This is a genomic window from Streptomyces sp. NBC_00996, from assembly GCF_045162675.1.
Classification (GTDB): domain Bacteria; phylum Actinomycetota; class Actinomycetes; order Streptomycetales; family Streptomycetaceae; genus Streptomyces.
Window position 1 is genome coordinate 7296467 of sequence record NZ_CP108723.1, and the last position, 15192, is coordinate 7311658.

Sequence of the window (15192 nt, forward strand, 5' to 3'; positions counted from 1 at the left end):
TACGCAACGGCGCACGCCCGGCACAGCGGGAGGGGTGTAGCGCCAGCAGGCGGCTGAGAGGGGTTTGTTCGTGCATGCTTTCTCACACGGCACTTCATCGACACCGACAGCGGTCGCGGTTCCACCGGCGCTCTCTCTTCCGGTGATCGAGACGGCATTTCCTCGACAACTGCATCCGTATTGGCCCAGGCTCCAGAAGAAGACCAGGACCTGGCTGCTCGAAAAACGGCTCATGCCGGCGGACAAGGTCGAGGAATATGCCGACGGCTTGTGCTACACGGACCTCATGGCGGGCTACTACATTGGCGCCCCCGACGAGGTCATGCAGGCGATAGCCGACTACAGCGCGTGGTTCTTCGTCTGGGACGACCGCCACGACCGCGACGTCATCCACGGCCGCACCGGCGCCTGGCGGAGGCTCAGGTTCCAGCTGCACGCGGCCCTCGACTCCCCCAGGGACCATCTGCACCACCAGGATCCCCTGGTCGCGGGGTTCGCGGACAGCATGGTGCGGCTGTACTCGTTCCTCAGCAAGAAGTGGAACGCGCGGTTCGCACTCCACTTCCACGCGGTGATCGAGGCGTACGACCGGGAGTTCCGAAATCGCGCCTCGGGCACCGTTCCAACGGTCGAGGAGTATCTCGAACTCCGTCGGCTGACATTCGCGCACTGGATCTGGACCGACCTTCTGGAACCCAGCGCGGGGTACGAACTCCCCACCGCGGTGCGGAATCACCCCGCATATCGGAAGGCGGCACTGCTCAGCCAGGAATTCGCCGCCTGGTACAACGACCTGTGCTCGCTCCCCAAGGAAATCGCGGGCGACGAAGTCCACAATCTCGGAATCAGTCTCATTCACCACGAGGGGCTGACTCTTGAAGAGGCCGTCACGGAAGTACGGCGACGAGTCGAGGAATCCATTCGTGAATTCCTCGTCGCCGAAAAGGACGTATTACGGCTCGCTGACACCCTCGCGGACGGGACCGTGCGCGGCAAGGAATGCAGCGTCGCCGTGAAGGACTGCCTCGGCAATATGCGGAACTGGTTCAGCTCCGTGTACTGGTTCCACCACGAGTCGGGCCGGTACATGGTCGACAGCTGGGACGACCGCTCCACACCCCCGTACGTCAACAATGAAGCGGCAGGTGAGAAATGACCGTCGAGTCAGTGCGACCCGAGGTACCTGAGACGCTGGAGTTGTCCACCCCGCCCCTCGCGGGCGGAGGCGTGCCGGGTCTCGGCCACGGCTGGAAACTGGTCCGCGACCCGCTGGGCTTCCTGGCCCAACTGCGCGACCACGGCGACGTCGTCGGGCTCAAGCTGGGCCCCAAGACGGTGTACGCCGTCACCACCCCCGCACTCACCGGGGCGCTGGCGCTCAACCCCGACTACGAGATCGGCGGCCCGCTGTGGGAGTCCCTCGAGGGGCTGCTCGGCAAGAAGGGGGTCGCGACCGCCAACGGGCCGCAGCACCGGCGCCAGCGGCGGACGATCCAGCCCGCGTTCCGGGCCGACATCATCCACGAGTACGGGCCGATCATGGAGGAGGAGGCGCGCGCGTTCGCGGCGCGCATGGTGCCGGGGGAGACGATCGACTGCACCTCCGAGTCGTTCCGCGTCGCCGTCCGCATCGCGGCCCGCTGTCTGCTGCGCGGTCAGTTCATGGACGAGCGGGCCGAGCGGCTGAGCATCGCGCTGGGCGCCGTGTTCCGCGGGATGTACCGGCGCATGGTCATCCCGGCCGGACCGCTCTATCGGCTGCCTCTTCCGTCCCACCGTCAATTCGACCGCGCTTTGGCCGATTTGCATGACCTCGTCGACGAGATCATCGACGAGCGGCGGGCATCTGGTCAAAAGCCGGACGATTTGCTGACGGCATTGCTGGAGGCGAAGGACGACAACGGCGACCCCATCGACGAACAGGAGATCCACGACCAAGTCGTAGCCATACTCACCCCCGGCAGCGAAACCATCGCGTCCACGGTCATGTGGCTCCTGCAAGTCCTCACCGAACACCCGGAACAGGCGGACAAGGTGAGCAAGGAGGTCGAATCCGTTGCGGGCGACCGGCCCGTCGGATTCGACGACGTCCGGAAGTTGTCGCACACGAACAATGTCATCGTCGAGGCGATGCGTTTGCACCCCGCCGTATGGATATTGACGCGGCGCACGGTGACCGAAACCGAGCTGGGCGGCTATCGCATTCCGGCCGGTGCCGACATCGTCTACAGCCCGTACGCGATCCAGCGCGATCCCCGGTCGTACCAGGAGCACCAGGATTTCGACCCCGACCGCTGGCTTCCGGAACGGTCCAAGGACATACCGAAGTACGCGATGCGCCCGTTCAGCGTGGGCAACCGGAAATGTCCCAGTGACCACTTCTCGATGGCCCAGCTCAGTCTGATCACGGCGACCGTGGCGTCGCGGTGGCGCTTCGAGCAGGTGTCGGGCTCCAAGGATGCGACCCGCGTCGGCATCACGCTGCGACCGCACAAGCTGCTGTTGAAGGCCCGGCCGCGCTGACCGTGCGTGTTTACCGGCGCACGTTCAGGCCGCTCGCGGGCCCCTGAACGTGCGCCGGTACGCCTGCGGGGTCGTCCCCAGGCTCCGGACGAACTGATGGCGCAGCGCGGCCGCGTTGCCGAACCCGGCGCGGCCCGCGATCGCGTCCATCGTCTCGTCCGTGGCCTCAAGCAACTCCTGGGCCAGCAGCACCCGTTGGCGCAGGATCCAGCGGTACGGAGTCGTCCCCGTCTCCTGCTGGAAGCGGCGCGCGAAGGTGCGCGGGGACATGTGCGCGCGGGCCGCGAGCTGCTCGACGGTCACCTCCTCGTCGAGGTGCTGCTGCATCCACACCAGCACCTCGCCGACCGTGTCGCACCGGGAGCGGGGCAGCGGGCGCTCGATGAACTGGGCCTGGCCGCCGTCGCGGTGCGGCGGTACGACCATGCGGCGGGCGATGGCGTTGGCGACCTCCGGGCCGTGCTCCTTGCGGACGAGGTGGAGGCAGGCGTCGATGCCGGCGGCGGTGCCCGCCGAAGTGATCACCGGGTCCTCGTCGACGTACAGCACGTCCGGCTCGACGATCGCCCGCGGATACTGCCGGGCGAGCGCCTGCGCGTGATGCCAGTGCACCGCGCAGCGTCGGTCGTCCAGGAGCCCGGCCGCGCCCAGCACGAAGACACCGGAGCAGACGCTGAGCACCCGCGCACCGCGCTCGACGGCCCGGCGCAGCGCGTCCAGCAGCTCGGGCGGATAGTCGCGCACCGCATAGGTGTCCCCGGCCGGCACGACGACGAGGTCGGCATCGTCGAGCCGGTCGAGGCCGTGCGGGGTGGAGACGGTGAACCCGGAGACATGGGTGTTGAGCGTGGGGCCCTCGGCCGAGGCGATCGCGAAGTCGTAGACGGGCAGTCCCTCGTCGCTGCGGTCGAGGCCGAACACCTCGCAGACGACACCGAGTTCGAAGGGGTGCACACCGTCCAGCAGGACCGCGGCCACGTTCTTCAGCACAGCTCACCTCGCCTTGCGACTTCGGCCGGCCTGTCCGACCTGCTTCTCCGGCCGGGGGCCTGGGGGTTGGCCCCCGGGAAGGCGCGGCAGCATGTTCTCCAGTGTGCCTCGGAAGTGGCAGTAATTCGAGGGTGTGCGGCAGTCCTGCCACTGACGGTCGGGAGCAACCGGCGCGACAGTAGTGTTCATGAACACACTCATGGACAACCTCGTCGGAATCCTGACCGTCCTTGGGATCTTCGCGGTCGTGGCGCTCCCCTCGCTGATCGGGCTCGCCCACGAGCGGCGCGTCGACCGCCAGCTCAAGGCGGCCGGGGCCGCCCGCTCCGAGGTCGACCGCCCCTTGCGCCCTCAGGGCTTCGTCACCACCACCGTGACCGTCCAATCCTGAAGGCCCTTGCACGAGATTCGGGCCGGGTCGCTGGGGCACAACGGGCGGGACGAGGTGAGCTGCGCCGTCCCGGCCGAGACCGCCTTGAAGGCGGAGGAGGCGTCGCCCGCCTGCAGGACGATGCCGCTGTTGGTGGCCTCCAGACCGCTGCCGCCGACCTTGACGGGCGCCCAGGGCCGGCTGGTGGTGCCGTCCAGGCTGATGCGGATCACGTCGCCCGTCGTCAGGCAGAACGTGTGGCCGGTGTCGGCGGCGCCGAGCTCCGCCTTCGCCTGCGCACAGCCCTTGTGGGATGTCGTGGGGGACGGTGACACGGTGCCGCTGCCGCCCGCGTCGCCTCCGCTCTGCGTGCCGCAGCCCACGGCCACGAGAAGCGTCAGTGCCGCGAGGGTGATGGTCCGGTGGTGGGTCGTTCGGCGCATGGGGGGCCTCCTCGTCGCTTGGACGTGCCACCCCCGCATCAGGATCCACTTCGGGGCACGGAAAAGCCCTGGCCGCGACGGCGGCCAGGGCTTTCGGGGGTCAGCTGGTCGTCAGGGCGGTGTCGTCGACGACGAAACTGGTCTGGAGCGAGGAGTCCTCGACGCCGCTGAACTTCAGCGTGACGGTCGAGCCGGCGAAGGAGGACAGGTCGAAGGTCTTCTGGGCGTAGCCGGAAGCCTTGTCGAGGTTGGAGTAGGTCGCCAGCGTGGTGGAGCCGGCGGTGACGGTGAGTTTGTCGTAGGCCGTGCTGGTGCTGGTCTCGGCCGTGTCGATGTGCAGGTAGAAGGTGAGCGACGCCTTGCAGTCGCTCGGGATGGTCACCGACTGGGACAGCGTGTCGGTGTGGGTGGAGCCGTAGCCGTCCAGCCAGGCGTAGGAGGAGCCGCCGTGCGCCGCCTCACCGCTGTCGTTGGTGATGACTCCGCTGGAGGCGCTCCAGATGGTGTTGCCCGACTCGAAGCCCTGGTTGCCGAGCAGCTGCGCCGCGGTGCAGGTGCCGCCACCGGATGTGCTGACGGTCCAGGTGAAGGAGGCCGAGCCGGAGGCGCCGGTGCTGTCGGACGCGGTGACGGTCACGCTGTAGGTGCCCGCCGTGCTCGCGGTGCCGGAGATCAGGCCGGTCGAGCTGCTGATCGACAGGCCGGTGGGCAGGCCGCTCGCGCGGTACGTGAGGCTCGCGCCCGCACTGTCGGAGGCCGAGATCTGCAGGCTGACCGAGCCGCCGGTCGCGGTGGACCGGCTGCCCGGGTTGGTGACGGTCACCGTGTTGCCGGTGCTGGTGCCCGAGGTGAAGGCGGTGGTGCCGTTGGGGGTGCCCCAGCCGGTCGGGCCGTCGTAGCCGGTGGCCGCGGTGCAGAAGTACGAGGTCGAGCAGGAGCCGTTGTTGCCGCTGGTGACGTCGTACAGGTTCGAGGTGTGGGAGTACGGGTACTTCGCCGGGTAATCGCTGGAACCCGGGGTGCCCGCGAGGGCGTACACGCCCGCGATGATCGGCGCGGAGGCGCTCGTGCCGCCGTAGACCGCCCAGCCGGAGCCGCCGTAGGTGTCGTAGACGGCCACACCTGTCGCGGGGTCGGCGACCGCGGAGACGTCCGACTCCATGCGCTTGGTGCAGCCGGTGTCGGTCTGCCAGCTCGGCTTGGTGTCGTACGCGGAGCAGCCGGAGCCGGTGCCCTCGGTGCTGCTGGTCTTCCACACGGACTCGGTCCAGCCGCGGGAGTTGGACGACGTGGACAGCGCGGTGCCGCCGACGGCGGTCACGTACTGCGAAGTCGCCGGGTACTCGGCGCCGTAGCCGGAGTCACCGGCGGAGACGGTGATGGCGACGCCCGGGTGCTTGAAGTACTGGGTGTCCTCGCTGGTCTGGGAGGAGGACTCGTCGCCGCCCCAGCTGTTGGACACGAACTTCGCGCCCAGCGAGACCGCCTCGTTCTCCGCGATCCCGAGGTCGGTGTCGTTCGCGGAGTCGGCCTCGACCAGGATGATGTTGCAGTTGGGGCAGACCGCGCTGACCATGTCGATGTCGAGCGCTTCCTCGCCGGCCCAGCCGGTGTCGTTCGTCGGCAGCGAGGTGGTCGAGCCGGTCTGGCTGACCTGCCTGAAGCAGCCGTTGGCCTTGGTGCAGGCCGACAGGCCGAACTGCGAGCGGTAAGTGGCCAGGTCCGACTCGGCGTTGGGGTCGTTGTACGCGTCGACGACGGCGACCGTCAGGCCGGAGCCGCCGGTCGAGGGCAGGCTGTACGCGCTGTGCAGGTTGGCCGGGCTGAGGCCGGACACCGCGGCGGCGGCGTCCGGGGATATCGCCGCGGCCAGCTGCTGCTTGATGTCCGTGCGCCGCTGCGCGAAGCAGGCGGCGTGACCCGGTGTCGGGGTGCCGCACAGATGCGTGGTGGGCACCTTCTGACCGGCCTTGCCGGTCGGGTGCACGGCCTGGGCGGCGGGGGAAGTCAGGGCTTTCGCGTTCTGGGCGGCCCGGGAGATGTGCGCGGTGGGCGCTGTCTGCGCACCCGCGGGCGGGGCCGCGGCGAACCCGGCGACGCCGAGGGCGAGGGCGGGGAGGGCGGCGGTCAGCAGTCTTCGCAGTCTCCGGGCGGGTCTGACGGAGCGTGTCTCACGCATGGGGGTGCTGCCTCCATCGGTTTGAGGCCGGTGCCGCGCGGGCCGGGGTAGGGCCGTACGCGGCTCCACAGCCGGAAGTGGGGGTTCTCGGCGTTGCGCGGCAGGCCCGTGACGCGCGTAGCGCCAGTACATGAAGGGAGTGTCATGGGCATGCCAAATCAGTCACCCTGGTATGCCGCTGTGTGTGACATGTCAGGACGGCCAGAACTTAGCCGGGGCCGATGAGGCGCGGATAGCGGCGCCCGAAGAACTTTGCCGCTCCATAGGTGGTCCATGGACGACCCATGGACGGTCCATGGACGAGACGCGATGATGCCGGGCCACGCCCGCGGCCCGGCATCATTTCTGAGGTGACGTCAGAAGTCCTCGTCGAGGTCGACGGTTCCTTCCACCGCGACCTGGTACGCGGACGGCCGCCGCTCGAAGAAGTTGGTCAGTTCCTGAACGCCCTGGAGCTCCATGAAGGAGAACGGGTTCTCGGATCCGTACACCGGCGCGAAGCCCAGCCGCTGCAGGCGCTGGTCGGCGACGCACTCCAGGTACTGCCGCATCGAGTCGGTGTTCATGCCCGGCAGACCGTCACCGCACAGGTCGCGCGCGAACTGCAGCTCGGCCTCGACGGCCTCGCGCAGCATGTCCGTCACCTGCTGCCCGAGCAGGTCGTCGAAGAGCTCCGGCTCCTCCTTGCGTACGGTGTCGACGACCTCGAAGGCGAAGCTCATGTGCATCGTCTCGTCGCGGAACACCCAGTTGGTACCGGTCGCCAGGCCGTGCAGCAGACCCCGGCTGCGGAACCAGTAGACGTACGCGAAGGCCCCGTAGAAGAAGAGCCCCTCGATGCACGCGGCGAAGCAGATGAGGTTGAGCAGGAAGCGGCGCCGGTCGGCCCGGGTCTCCAGCCGGTCCAGCTTCTCCACCGAGTCCATCCACTTGAAGCAGAACCCGGCCTTCTCGCGGATGGAGGGGATGTTCTCCACGGCGGCGAAGGCGGCGGCGCGGTCCTCCGGGTCGGGGAGGTAGGTGTCCAGCAGGGTCAAGTAGAACTGGACGTGCACGGCCTCCTCGAAGAGCTGGCGGGACAGATACAGCCGCGCCTCGGGGGAGTTGATGTGCTTGTACAGCGTCAGTACGAGGTTGTTCGCCACGATCGAGTCGCCCGTCGCGAAGAACGCGACCAGCCGGCCGATCATGTGCTGCTCGCCCTGCGACAGTTTCGCGAGGTCGGCGACGTCCGAGTGGAGGTCGACCTCCTCGACGGTCCAGGTGTTCTTGATGGCGTCCCGGTAGCGCTCGTAGAAGTCCGGGTAGCGCATGGGGCGGAGGGTGAGTTCGAAGCCCGGGTCGAGGAGGTTCTTCTCGGTTTTTTCGGGGGCGGTAGTCATCACTGGCAGGCCTCGCAGGACTCGGGGTTCTCCAGGGAGCAGGCGACGGCGTCGGGGGCGGTCGCCTGCTGGACGGGGATGATCTTCTCGGGCTGCGCCTGGGCCTGTGCGGCGCGGGCGATGCGGGTCGCCGGGCGGGAGCGCAGGTAGTACGTCGTCTTCAGGCCCGACTTCCAGGCGTAGGCGTACATCGAGGAGAGCTTGCCGATGGTCGGCGTCTCCAGGAACAGGTTCAGGGACTGGGCCTGGTCCAGGAACGGGGTCCGGGCGGCGGCCATGTCGATGAGGCCGCGCTGCGGGATCTCCCACGCCGTCCGGTACAGGTCGCGGACGTCCTGCGGCACCCAGGTGAAGCCCTGCACCGAGCCGTTGGACTCGCGCAGTGCCTCCCGGGTCTGCGCGTCCCACACGCCGAGGTTCTTCAGCTCGTCCACCAGGTAGGAGTTGACCTGGAGGAACTCTCCGGACAGCGTCTCGCGCTTGAAGAGGTTCGACACCTGCGGCTCGATGCACTCGTACACGCCCGCGATGGACGCGATCGTCGCGGTGGGCGCGATGGCGAGAAGGAGGGAGTTGCGCATGCCTACGGCGGCGATACGTTCCCGCAGGGCCGCCCAGCGCTCCGGCCAGGTCAGCTCCACGTCGAAGTGGTCGGGGTGGAGGACACCGCGGGCGGTACGGGTCCTCTCCCAGGCCGGGAGCGGGCCGTTGCGCTCGGCGAGGTCGGCCGAGGCCTCGTACGCGGCGAGCATGATGCGCTCGGCGATGCGCGTGGAGAGGGCGCGGGCCTCCGGCGAGTCGAAGGGCAGGCGGAGCTTGAAGAAGACGTCCTGGAGGCCCATCGCGCCGAGGCCGACCGGGCGCCACTTGGCGTTGGAGCGGCCCGCCTGCTCGGTCGGGTAGAAGTTGATGTCGACGACCCGGTCCAGGAAGGTGACGGCCGTGCGGACCGTCTCGTCCAGGCGGTCCCAGTCGATGTCGCCGCTCGCCCGGTCGACGAAGGCGCCCAGGTTCACCGAGCCGAGGTTGCAGACCGCCGTCTCGCCGTCGTCCGTGACCTCCAGGATCTCGGTGCACAGGTTCGAGGAGTGGACGGTGTGGCCCGGCTCCGCCGTCTGGTTGGCGGTGCGGTTGGCGGCGTCCTTGAAGGTCATCCAGCCGTTGCCGGTCTGTGCGAGGGTGCGCATCATGCGGCCGTACAGGTCGCGGGCCGGGATGGTCTTCTTGGCGAGGCCCGCCTCTTCCGCCTTGCGGTAGGCCGCGTCGAACTCGTCGCCCCACAGGTCGACCAGTTCCGGCACGTCGGAGGGGGAGAACAGGGACCAGATCCCGTTCTCGTTGACCCGGCGCATGAACTCGTCCGGGATCCAGTGCGCGAGGTTCAGATTGTGCGTACGCCGGGCGTCCTCACCGGTGTTGTCGCGCAGCTCCAGGAACTCCTCGATGTCGGAGTGCCACGTCTCCAGGTAGACCGCGGCGGCACCCTTGCGCCGGCCGCCCTGGTTCACCGCGGCGACCGAGGCGTCGAGGGTCTTCAGGAACGGGACGATGCCGTTGGAGTGCCCGTTCGTGCCGCGGATGAGGGAGCCGCGGGAACGGATCCGGCTGTACGACAGGCCGATGCCGCCCGCGTGCTTCGAGAGGCGCGCGACCTGGTGGTAGCGGTCGTAGAGGGAGTCCAGCTCGTCCAGCGGGGAGTCGAGGAGGTAGCAGGACGACATCTGCGGGTGCCGTGTACCGGAGTTGAAGAGCGTGGGGGAGGAGGGGAGGTAGTCGAGGCGGCTCATGAGCCGGTAGAGCGCCGCGACTTCGTCGAGCGCTCTGGCCGTGTCGTCCTCGGCGAGGCCCGACGCCACCCGGAGCATGAAGTGCTGGGGCGTCTCGATGACCTTGCGGGTGATCGGATGCCGGAGCAGATAGCGGCTGTGCAGGGTGCGCAGGCCGAAGTAGCCGAAGCGGTCGTCGGCGTGCACGTCGATCAGTTCGTTCAGGCCGGCCGTGTGCAGCCCTACGAATTCCGCCGTGCGGTCGGCGATCAGGCCCTCGCGGTGGCCGGTGGCGATGGACTCGGCGAAGGATCGCACGCCCTGTGAGGCGGCCTCCGCCGCGATGCTGATCGTCAGCAGGCGGGCGGCGAGGCGGGAGTACGCCGGGTCCTCGGAGATGAGGCCGGCGGCGGCCTCGGTGGCCAGTTCGCGCAGCTCCGCGTCGTCCGCGCGGGCGGACCGGCCGCGCAGCGCGGCGGCGGCGACCCGGCCGGGGTCGGCGTCGGGGAGGTCGGAGGTGAGGTCGGTCAGGGTACGCAGCAGCGTGGTACCGGGACCGTCCGTCTCCACCGGGGCCCGCTTCGCGGAAACGGAAGCTGAAGCCGGGTCGGCTGGCGCGATGGTCACTTGGGGCTCTCCCTCGCTCGGCACGGGGCCTGTTGGCGAGGAGCGGGGCACACGGGGGCGCTTCAGGGCAGCGGCGCACCGCGTCCACCGGCCCATTCCGCGAGGCCCGGACGTCGTCGGCGCCCGGGCCGGGTGGCCGGGGCGCGCTGTCGGCAGGTCCTCGGACTGACACTCGTACGCGGCCGTGCGGGGCATGAACACGTACAAGTACACCGTTGCGGGACAGTTCCGGATTCACACCGGATTCCCCTGCGGCGACAGCGAGCATGAGCATACATCTTGTGCCGGGCTGCGGGAGCACCCCCACATGTTGTGTCGGGTCGGCGTCGCGGAGTGCTACGGAGTGTGCTGGATCGTCAACTCGTAGGTGAGCAGCAGGATGTCGTCGATGTCGGGGATCGGGTTCCAGTCGCGGTCGGGAGTGCGGGTGAAACCGAGGCGTTCGTAGATGCGGTGGGCTGCGTGCATCGTGCGCTGGGTGGACAGGACGATGCGTACGCAGCCTTCCGTGGCGCGTGCGCGGTCGACGCAGGCGCGGACGAGGGCTTCGCCTGCGCCCCTGCCCCGCGCCTCGGGCGCGACCGCGAGCATGCGGATCTCGGCCTCGCCCCGGCGGGCTATGTCGGCCATGGGGCCGCCCTGCGGGACGAAGGTCACGCCGCCGAGTACGCGCTCGTGGGCCACCGCGACGAGTACGTCCGCGGCGGCGGCCCGCTTGGGCACGTCCCGCAGCTCTCCGAGGTACTCGTCGTTCTCCCCGAAGTCGAGCAGGCCGTCTCCGAGGTAGGCCTGCGCGGTGAGCTCGCCGACGGTGGGGTACTCCTCGGGCTGAGCCCGTCTGATGACGATGTCCATGCGGGGAGTGTGCCGGACGGGTACGGCGACGGGCCGCCGGTTTTCCTTCCGGCGGCCCGTCCTGTGGTGGCTGCGTCGGCGCTTGCGCCTGGCGGGTGGGGCGGGTTCGCGCCGGTGGGTGGTTCCGCCTGCGGCCGGTGTCTGCGTCGGCGCCTGCGGCTGGTGGGTGGGTCGGGGCCGTGCCGGTACATCCGCCCCGTCGCCGGTGGCAGATCGCTTGGCTTTCAGGGCTCGGCCTGTTGGCAACCACGTAAGCGACGGGGCATGTGATGTACCGGCACGGCCCCTCCCATGCGCCGGCGACTGCAGGTGCGTACTGGCTCAGCTGCGGGCAATCGCGCCGCCCCAGCGACACGGGAGCGCGTACCGGCACCCTGCGGGTGCCGGTACGCGCACTCACCCCGAGGCCATGCCCGGTGCCTAGTGCGTCGCTCCGGCCGTGGCCGGGGGCAGTTCCGTCTCTACCCCCGGGTCGCCCGCGTCCGCCGTGTAGTCCTCGGGGGATGTCTCGTCGACGCCGTCGGGAGCCTTGAACGCCCGGAGGGCGAAGGTGAGGACGACGGTCACCACGACATTGAGGACGAACGCGGTGAGGCCGATGTAGCCGATCTCCCCGAGCCCGGGGATCTCCTTCGAGCTGCCGCCGAAGTGCTTCTGCGCCGGGGAGGCGACCCCGTACGCCGCGAGCGTGCCGTAGACCATGCCGACGGCCCAGCCCGCGAGCAGCGCCCAGCGGTGGAACCACCGGGTGAACAGGCCGCCGACCAGGGCCGGGAAGGTCTGCAGGATCCAGATGCCGCCGAGCAGCTGGAAGTTGATGGCGACCGTCTTGTCCATGGTGAGGACGAAGACCAGCGCGCCGACCTTCACCAGGAGCGAGACCAGCTTGGAGACCCTGGTCTCCTGCTGGGGCGTCGCGTCGGGCTTGATGAAGTCCTTGTAGATGTTGCGCGTGAAGAGGTTCGCGGCCGCGATGGACATGATGGCCGCGGGGACCAGCGCTCCGATGCCGATGGCGGCGAAGGCCACACCCGCGAACCAGTCCGGGAACATGGTCTCGAAGAGCTGCGGGATGGCGAGCTGGCCGTTCGTGACCTTCACTCCGGCGGCGATCGCCATGAACCCGAGCAGGGCGAGCAGGCCCAGCATCAGCGAGTACAGGGGCAGGATCGTGGTGTTGCGGCGGATCACCTCGCGGCTGCGGCTCGACAGCGTCGCCGTGATCGAGTGCGGGTACATGAAGAGCGCCAGTGCCGAGCCCAGGGCGAGGGTGGCATATGTCCACTGGCCCGCTTCGGCGGGGACGATTCCGCCCGCGCCCGCCGCCGTGTACTTGTCGCTCGCCGCCTTGAAGATCTCGTCGAACCCGCCGAGCTTGATCGGGATGTAGATGATGGCCACCGCGATCACGATGTATATCAGGGTGTCCTTCACGAACGCGATCAGGGCCGGGGCGCGCAGGCCGGAAGAGTAGGTGTACGCGGCCAGTACTCCGAAGGCGATGAGGAGCGGGAGGTCCTTCACGAACCAGTTCGTGTTCTCTCCGCCGCCCACGCCCATCACGTCCAGGACGGCCTGGATGCCGACCAGCTGGAGCGCGATGTACGGCATGGTCGCCAGGATGCCCGTGACGGCCACGGCGAGGGACAGGCCCTTCGAGCCGAAGCGGCCGCGCACGAAGTCCGACGTCGTCACGTATCCGTGCTTGTGGGAGACCGACCACAGGCGGGGGAGGAACGTGAAGATCAGCGGGTAGACCAGGATGGTGTAGGGGACCGCGAAGAAGCCGGCGGCGCCTGCCGCGTAGATCGCGGCGGGTACGGCGACGAAGGTGTACGCCGTGTAGAGGTCGCCACCGAGCAGGAACCAGGTGATCCAGGTACCGAACGACCGTCCGCCCAGGCCCCATTCGTCGAGGCTGTGCTCGTCGTCGGCCCTGCGCCAGCGCGCGGCCAGGAAGCCCATGACCGTGACGGCCAGGAAGAAGAAGATGAAGACGGCGAGTGCCACGCCGTTCACGCCGTCCTTCATGCCTCGGCACCGCCCTTCGTGGTCGCGCGGGCGCGCTGGTCACGCTGCCAGAGCTTGTAGGCGATCATCGTCAGCGCCGTGGAGATGAGCACCCACAGCATCTGGTACCAGTAGAAGAACGGGATGCCGATGAAGGTCGGATCCGTCTTCGCGTACGAGCCGACCCACAGCATCGCCACGAAGGGGACGAGCAGGCACAGGGCTATCACGACGCGGACCGGCGTCACCGCCGGTGGCTTCACTTCGGGCACATCTGACATAGGGCGGCTCCGTCCCCTCACTGATCACCTGTGTAACGCGCAGGCAATCTAGGCGACGGTCCCGCTTTATGGAACCCCCCTCCGGATAGCGGATGTGGAGGATTCGTGTGGGCTCCGGTTCATGCCGTCAGCAGCAGCGGAAGCCCTGGCGCGGATCCTCCTCCCGACGGTGACGGTCCGTGCGTGGCTCACCGGGCCGACCGGCGGGCCCGCGCTCGCGATCGCCGCGAAGTGGTGGCCGAGCAGCACGCGCCGGTCCGTGGGATGGAAGTCGATGCCGCTGTTCAGCCGCTCCGCCGGGGTGGCCCGAGTCCCGTCGACCTTGAGCACCTTGTGCGCGATGAACTTCGCGTAGAAGCGATAGGCGATGGCGTGCGAGCCGAGCGCGGCGGCGACCATCCGGGCGGCCGACACGTTCTCGCCCCGCGCGAGTGCGAGTACGGACCAGCCCGCGGCGCCCACCAGCGCGACGAGGGTCCAGACGGCGATGGTTCGAGGCTTGGCAGTACGCACCGTTCGTCCTCCCGTCCATGCGGTGACGGGAGGAACGTAGAGCAGGAAGGTGAGTCGCGCTACACCACGCGCCTACCTCAAGTGGCTTATTTCTGCAGGCGCTTGAGCCTCAACAGTCCTGCGGGCGCGTGGACCGCACTACTCCTGCGGGCGCTTCAGGCGTGCCACGAACTTGTACCGGTCGCCGCGGTACACCGAGCGCACCCACTCCACCGGTTCGCCCTGCTTGTCCAGTGAGTGCCGGGAGAGCATCAGCATGGGCAGGCCGACGTCGGTGCCGAGCAGTCCGGCCTCGCGCGGGGTGGCCAGCGAGGTCTCGATGGTCTCCTCGGCCTCGGCGAGATGGACGTCGTACACCTCGGCCAGGGCGGTGTAGAGGGAGGTGTACTTGGCGAGTGACCTGCGCAGGGCGGGGAAGCGCTTCGCGGACAGGTGGGTCGTCTCGATGGCCATCGGTTCGCCGCTGGCGAGGCGGAGGCGCTCGATGCGCAGCACCCGGCCGCCGGCCGAGATGCCGAGCAGCCCGGCGAGGGTCTCGTCGGCGGTGATGTAGCCGATGTCCAGGAGCTGCGAGGTGGGTTCGAGGCCCTGGGCGCGCATGTCCTCGGTGTACGAGGTGAGCTGCAGCGCTTGGGAGACCTTGGGCTTGGCCACGAAGGTGCCCTTGCCCTGGATGCGTTCGAGCCGACCCTCGACGACCAGCTCCTGAAGGGCCTGCCGCACGGTGGTGCGCGAGGTGTCGAACTCGGCGGCGAGGGTGCGCTCGGGCGGTACCGGCGTGCCGGGCGGCAGTGTCTCCGTCATGTCGAGCAGGTGCTTCTTCAGGCGGTAGTACTTGGGCACGCGCGCGGTACGGATGGGGGCCCCACCCTCGTTCTCCGCACGGCTGACGTCGGCGCTCATGCTCTGCCTTCCCGGCTCCGGATGCCGAAACGGCCGACATCCCCATCGGCCACGGCTCACATCGTGGCACGGCTTCATGTGCGAGTGTCCCCCGCACGCTCCGTGATCCCCCCTATATACCGTCGGCGCACCTGTTGGTCTAGTCCACCGCGCTGAAGTGGTCCACCCGTGGGCGCGCGAACGGCGCCGTGAATTATGCCGGTTACCTACTTAAAGGTCCCTGCATATGTAGGTCCCATAACGGACGGTCGGAGGGTTCGCGAACTCCTTGACACCCCTCCAGGTCTAGGCCAAGCTCCCCGTACTGGTCTACACCATTGGTCCAGTCCCGGCCCCACGGGCGGTACACG

Annotated in this window: 12 protein-coding genes, 1 pseudogene and 1 riboswitch; of the genes and pseudogenes, 3 read left to right on the plus strand and 10 right to left on the minus strand. The window is 68.8% G+C overall.

What is annotated here, in order from left to right; all coding sequences use genetic code 11:
• The first annotated feature begins 70 nt into the window (after positions 1-70).
• Both cyc1 and OG390_RS34320 read left to right on the plus strand, forming a co-directional pair.
• On the plus strand, positions 71-1156 hold the full coding sequence (cyc1, locus tag OG390_RS34315; RefSeq protein ID WP_406173213.1) for an epi-isozizaene synthase: 1086 nt from the start codon (positions 71-73) through the stop codon (positions 1154-1156).
• A complete protein-coding gene (locus OG390_RS34320) occupies positions 1153-2523 on the plus strand; it encodes a cytochrome P450 (protein WP_406173215.1) in 1371 nt (456 codons plus the stop codon). The genes cyc1 and OG390_RS34320 overlap by 4 nt, the downstream gene beginning before the upstream one ends.
• 24 nt (positions 2524-2547) lie before the next feature.
• Here the strand turns inward: OG390_RS34320 and OG390_RS34325 are convergent, their stop codons facing one another.
• Positions 2548-3513: a GlxA family transcriptional regulator gene (locus OG390_RS34325; RefSeq protein ID WP_406173217.1), complete on the minus strand. Its 966-nt coding sequence runs from the start codon at positions 3511-3513 to the stop codon at positions 2548-2550.
• A 187-nt stretch (positions 3514-3700) separates the two neighbouring features.
• Between OG390_RS34325 and OG390_RS34330 the strand changes: the two genes are divergently transcribed.
• Positions 3701-3904 carry a hypothetical protein gene (locus OG390_RS34330; RefSeq protein ID WP_406173219.1) on the plus strand — a complete coding sequence of 68 codons (204 nt, stop codon included), beginning with the start codon at positions 3701-3703 and terminating at the stop codon, positions 3902-3904.
• Here OG390_RS34330 and OG390_RS34335 read toward each other — a convergent pair.
• From OG390_RS34335 to OG390_RS34375, 9 genes and pseudogenes are all read right to left on the minus strand, one after another.
• On the minus strand, positions 3865-4326 hold the full coding sequence (locus OG390_RS34335; protein WP_406173221.1) for a hypothetical protein: 462 nt from the start codon (positions 4324-4326) through the stop codon (positions 3865-3867). The two genes, OG390_RS34330 and OG390_RS34335, sit on opposite strands and share 40 nt — an antisense overlap.
• 100 nt (positions 4327-4426) lie before the next feature.
• Entirely contained in the window at positions 4427-6505 is a 2079-nt protein-coding gene (locus OG390_RS34340) for a putative Ig domain-containing protein (RefSeq protein ID WP_406173223.1), read from the minus strand.
• Positions 6506-6861: 356 nt separating this feature from the next.
• The gene (locus OG390_RS34345; protein ID WP_406173225.1) at positions 6862-7887 is read right to left on the minus strand and encodes a ribonucleotide-diphosphate reductase subunit beta; all 1026 of its coding nucleotides are present in this window, start codon (positions 7885-7887) and stop codon (positions 6862-6864) included.
• The gene (locus OG390_RS34350) at positions 7887-10280 is read right to left on the minus strand and encodes a ribonucleoside-diphosphate reductase subunit alpha (RefSeq protein WP_406173227.1); all 2394 of its coding nucleotides are present in this window, start codon (positions 10278-10280) and stop codon (positions 7887-7889) included. Before OG390_RS34350 ends, OG390_RS34345 begins: the two co-directional genes overlap by 1 nt.
• 155 nt (positions 10281-10435) lie before the next feature.
• Positions 10436-10529, minus strand: a riboswitch (cobalamin riboswitch).
• An 87-nt stretch (positions 10530-10616) separates the two neighbouring features.
• Complete coding sequence (locus tag OG390_RS34355; protein ID WP_406173229.1) at positions 10617-11135, minus strand: GNAT family N-acetyltransferase; 519 nt, start codon at positions 11133-11135, stop codon at positions 10617-10619.
• Between the two features lie 420 nt (positions 11136-11555).
• Positions 11556-13166, minus strand: a complete 1611-nt coding sequence (gene mctP, locus OG390_RS34360) for a monocarboxylate uptake permease MctP (protein WP_406173231.1) — start codon at positions 13164-13166, stop codon at positions 11556-11558.
• The gene (locus OG390_RS34365) at positions 13163-13426 is read right to left on the minus strand and encodes a DUF3311 domain-containing protein (protein WP_406173233.1); all 264 of its coding nucleotides are present in this window, start codon (positions 13424-13426) and stop codon (positions 13163-13165) included. Before OG390_RS34365 ends, mctP begins: the two co-directional genes overlap by 4 nt.
• A 177-nt stretch (positions 13427-13603) precedes the next feature.
• A pseudogene (locus tag OG390_RS34370) lies at positions 13604-13939 on the minus strand (carbon starvation CstA family protein); the annotation flags it as partial.
• Between the two features lie 138 nt (positions 13940-14077).
• Positions 14078-14842: a GntR family transcriptional regulator gene (locus OG390_RS34375; RefSeq protein WP_406173235.1), complete on the minus strand. Its 765-nt coding sequence runs from the start codon at positions 14840-14842 to the stop codon at positions 14078-14080.
• Positions 14843-15192: the final 350 nt, after the last annotated feature.

What these genes read in the sequence shown, in the direction of transcription:
- OG390_RS34340 (WP_406173223.1), bottom strand. Translation starts at nt 6,505, where the DNA reads ATGCGTGAGACACGCTCCGTCAGACCCGCCCGGAGACTGCGAAGACTG.
- OG390_RS34375 (WP_406173235.1), bottom strand. Translation starts at nt 14,842, where the DNA reads ATGAGCGCCGACGTCAGCCGTGCGGAGAACGAGGGTGGGGCCCCCATC.
- OG390_RS34345 (WP_406173225.1), bottom strand. Translation starts at nt 7,887, where the DNA reads ATGACTACCGCCCCCGAAAAAACCGAGAAGAACCTCCTCGACCCGGGC.
- OG390_RS34365 (WP_406173233.1), bottom strand. Translation starts at nt 13,426, where the DNA reads ATGTCAGATGTGCCCGAAGTGAAGCCACCGGCGGTGACGCCGGTCCGC.
- OG390_RS34355 (WP_406173229.1), bottom strand. Translation starts at nt 11,135, where the DNA reads ATGGACATCGTCATCAGACGGGCTCAGCCCGAGGAGTACCCCACCGTC.
- OG390_RS34335 (WP_406173221.1), bottom strand. Translation starts at nt 4,326, where the DNA reads ATGCGCCGAACGACCCACCACCGGACCATCACCCTCGCGGCACTGACG.
- OG390_RS34320 (WP_406173215.1), top strand. Translation starts at nt 1,153, where the DNA reads ATGACCGTCGAGTCAGTGCGACCCGAGGTACCTGAGACGCTGGAGTTG.
- OG390_RS34330 (WP_406173219.1), top strand. Translation starts at nt 3,701, where the DNA reads ATGAACACACTCATGGACAACCTCGTCGGAATCCTGACCGTCCTTGGG.
- mctP (WP_406173231.1), bottom strand. Translation starts at nt 13,166, where the DNA reads ATGAAGGACGGCGTGAACGGCGTGGCACTCGCCGTCTTCATCTTCTTC.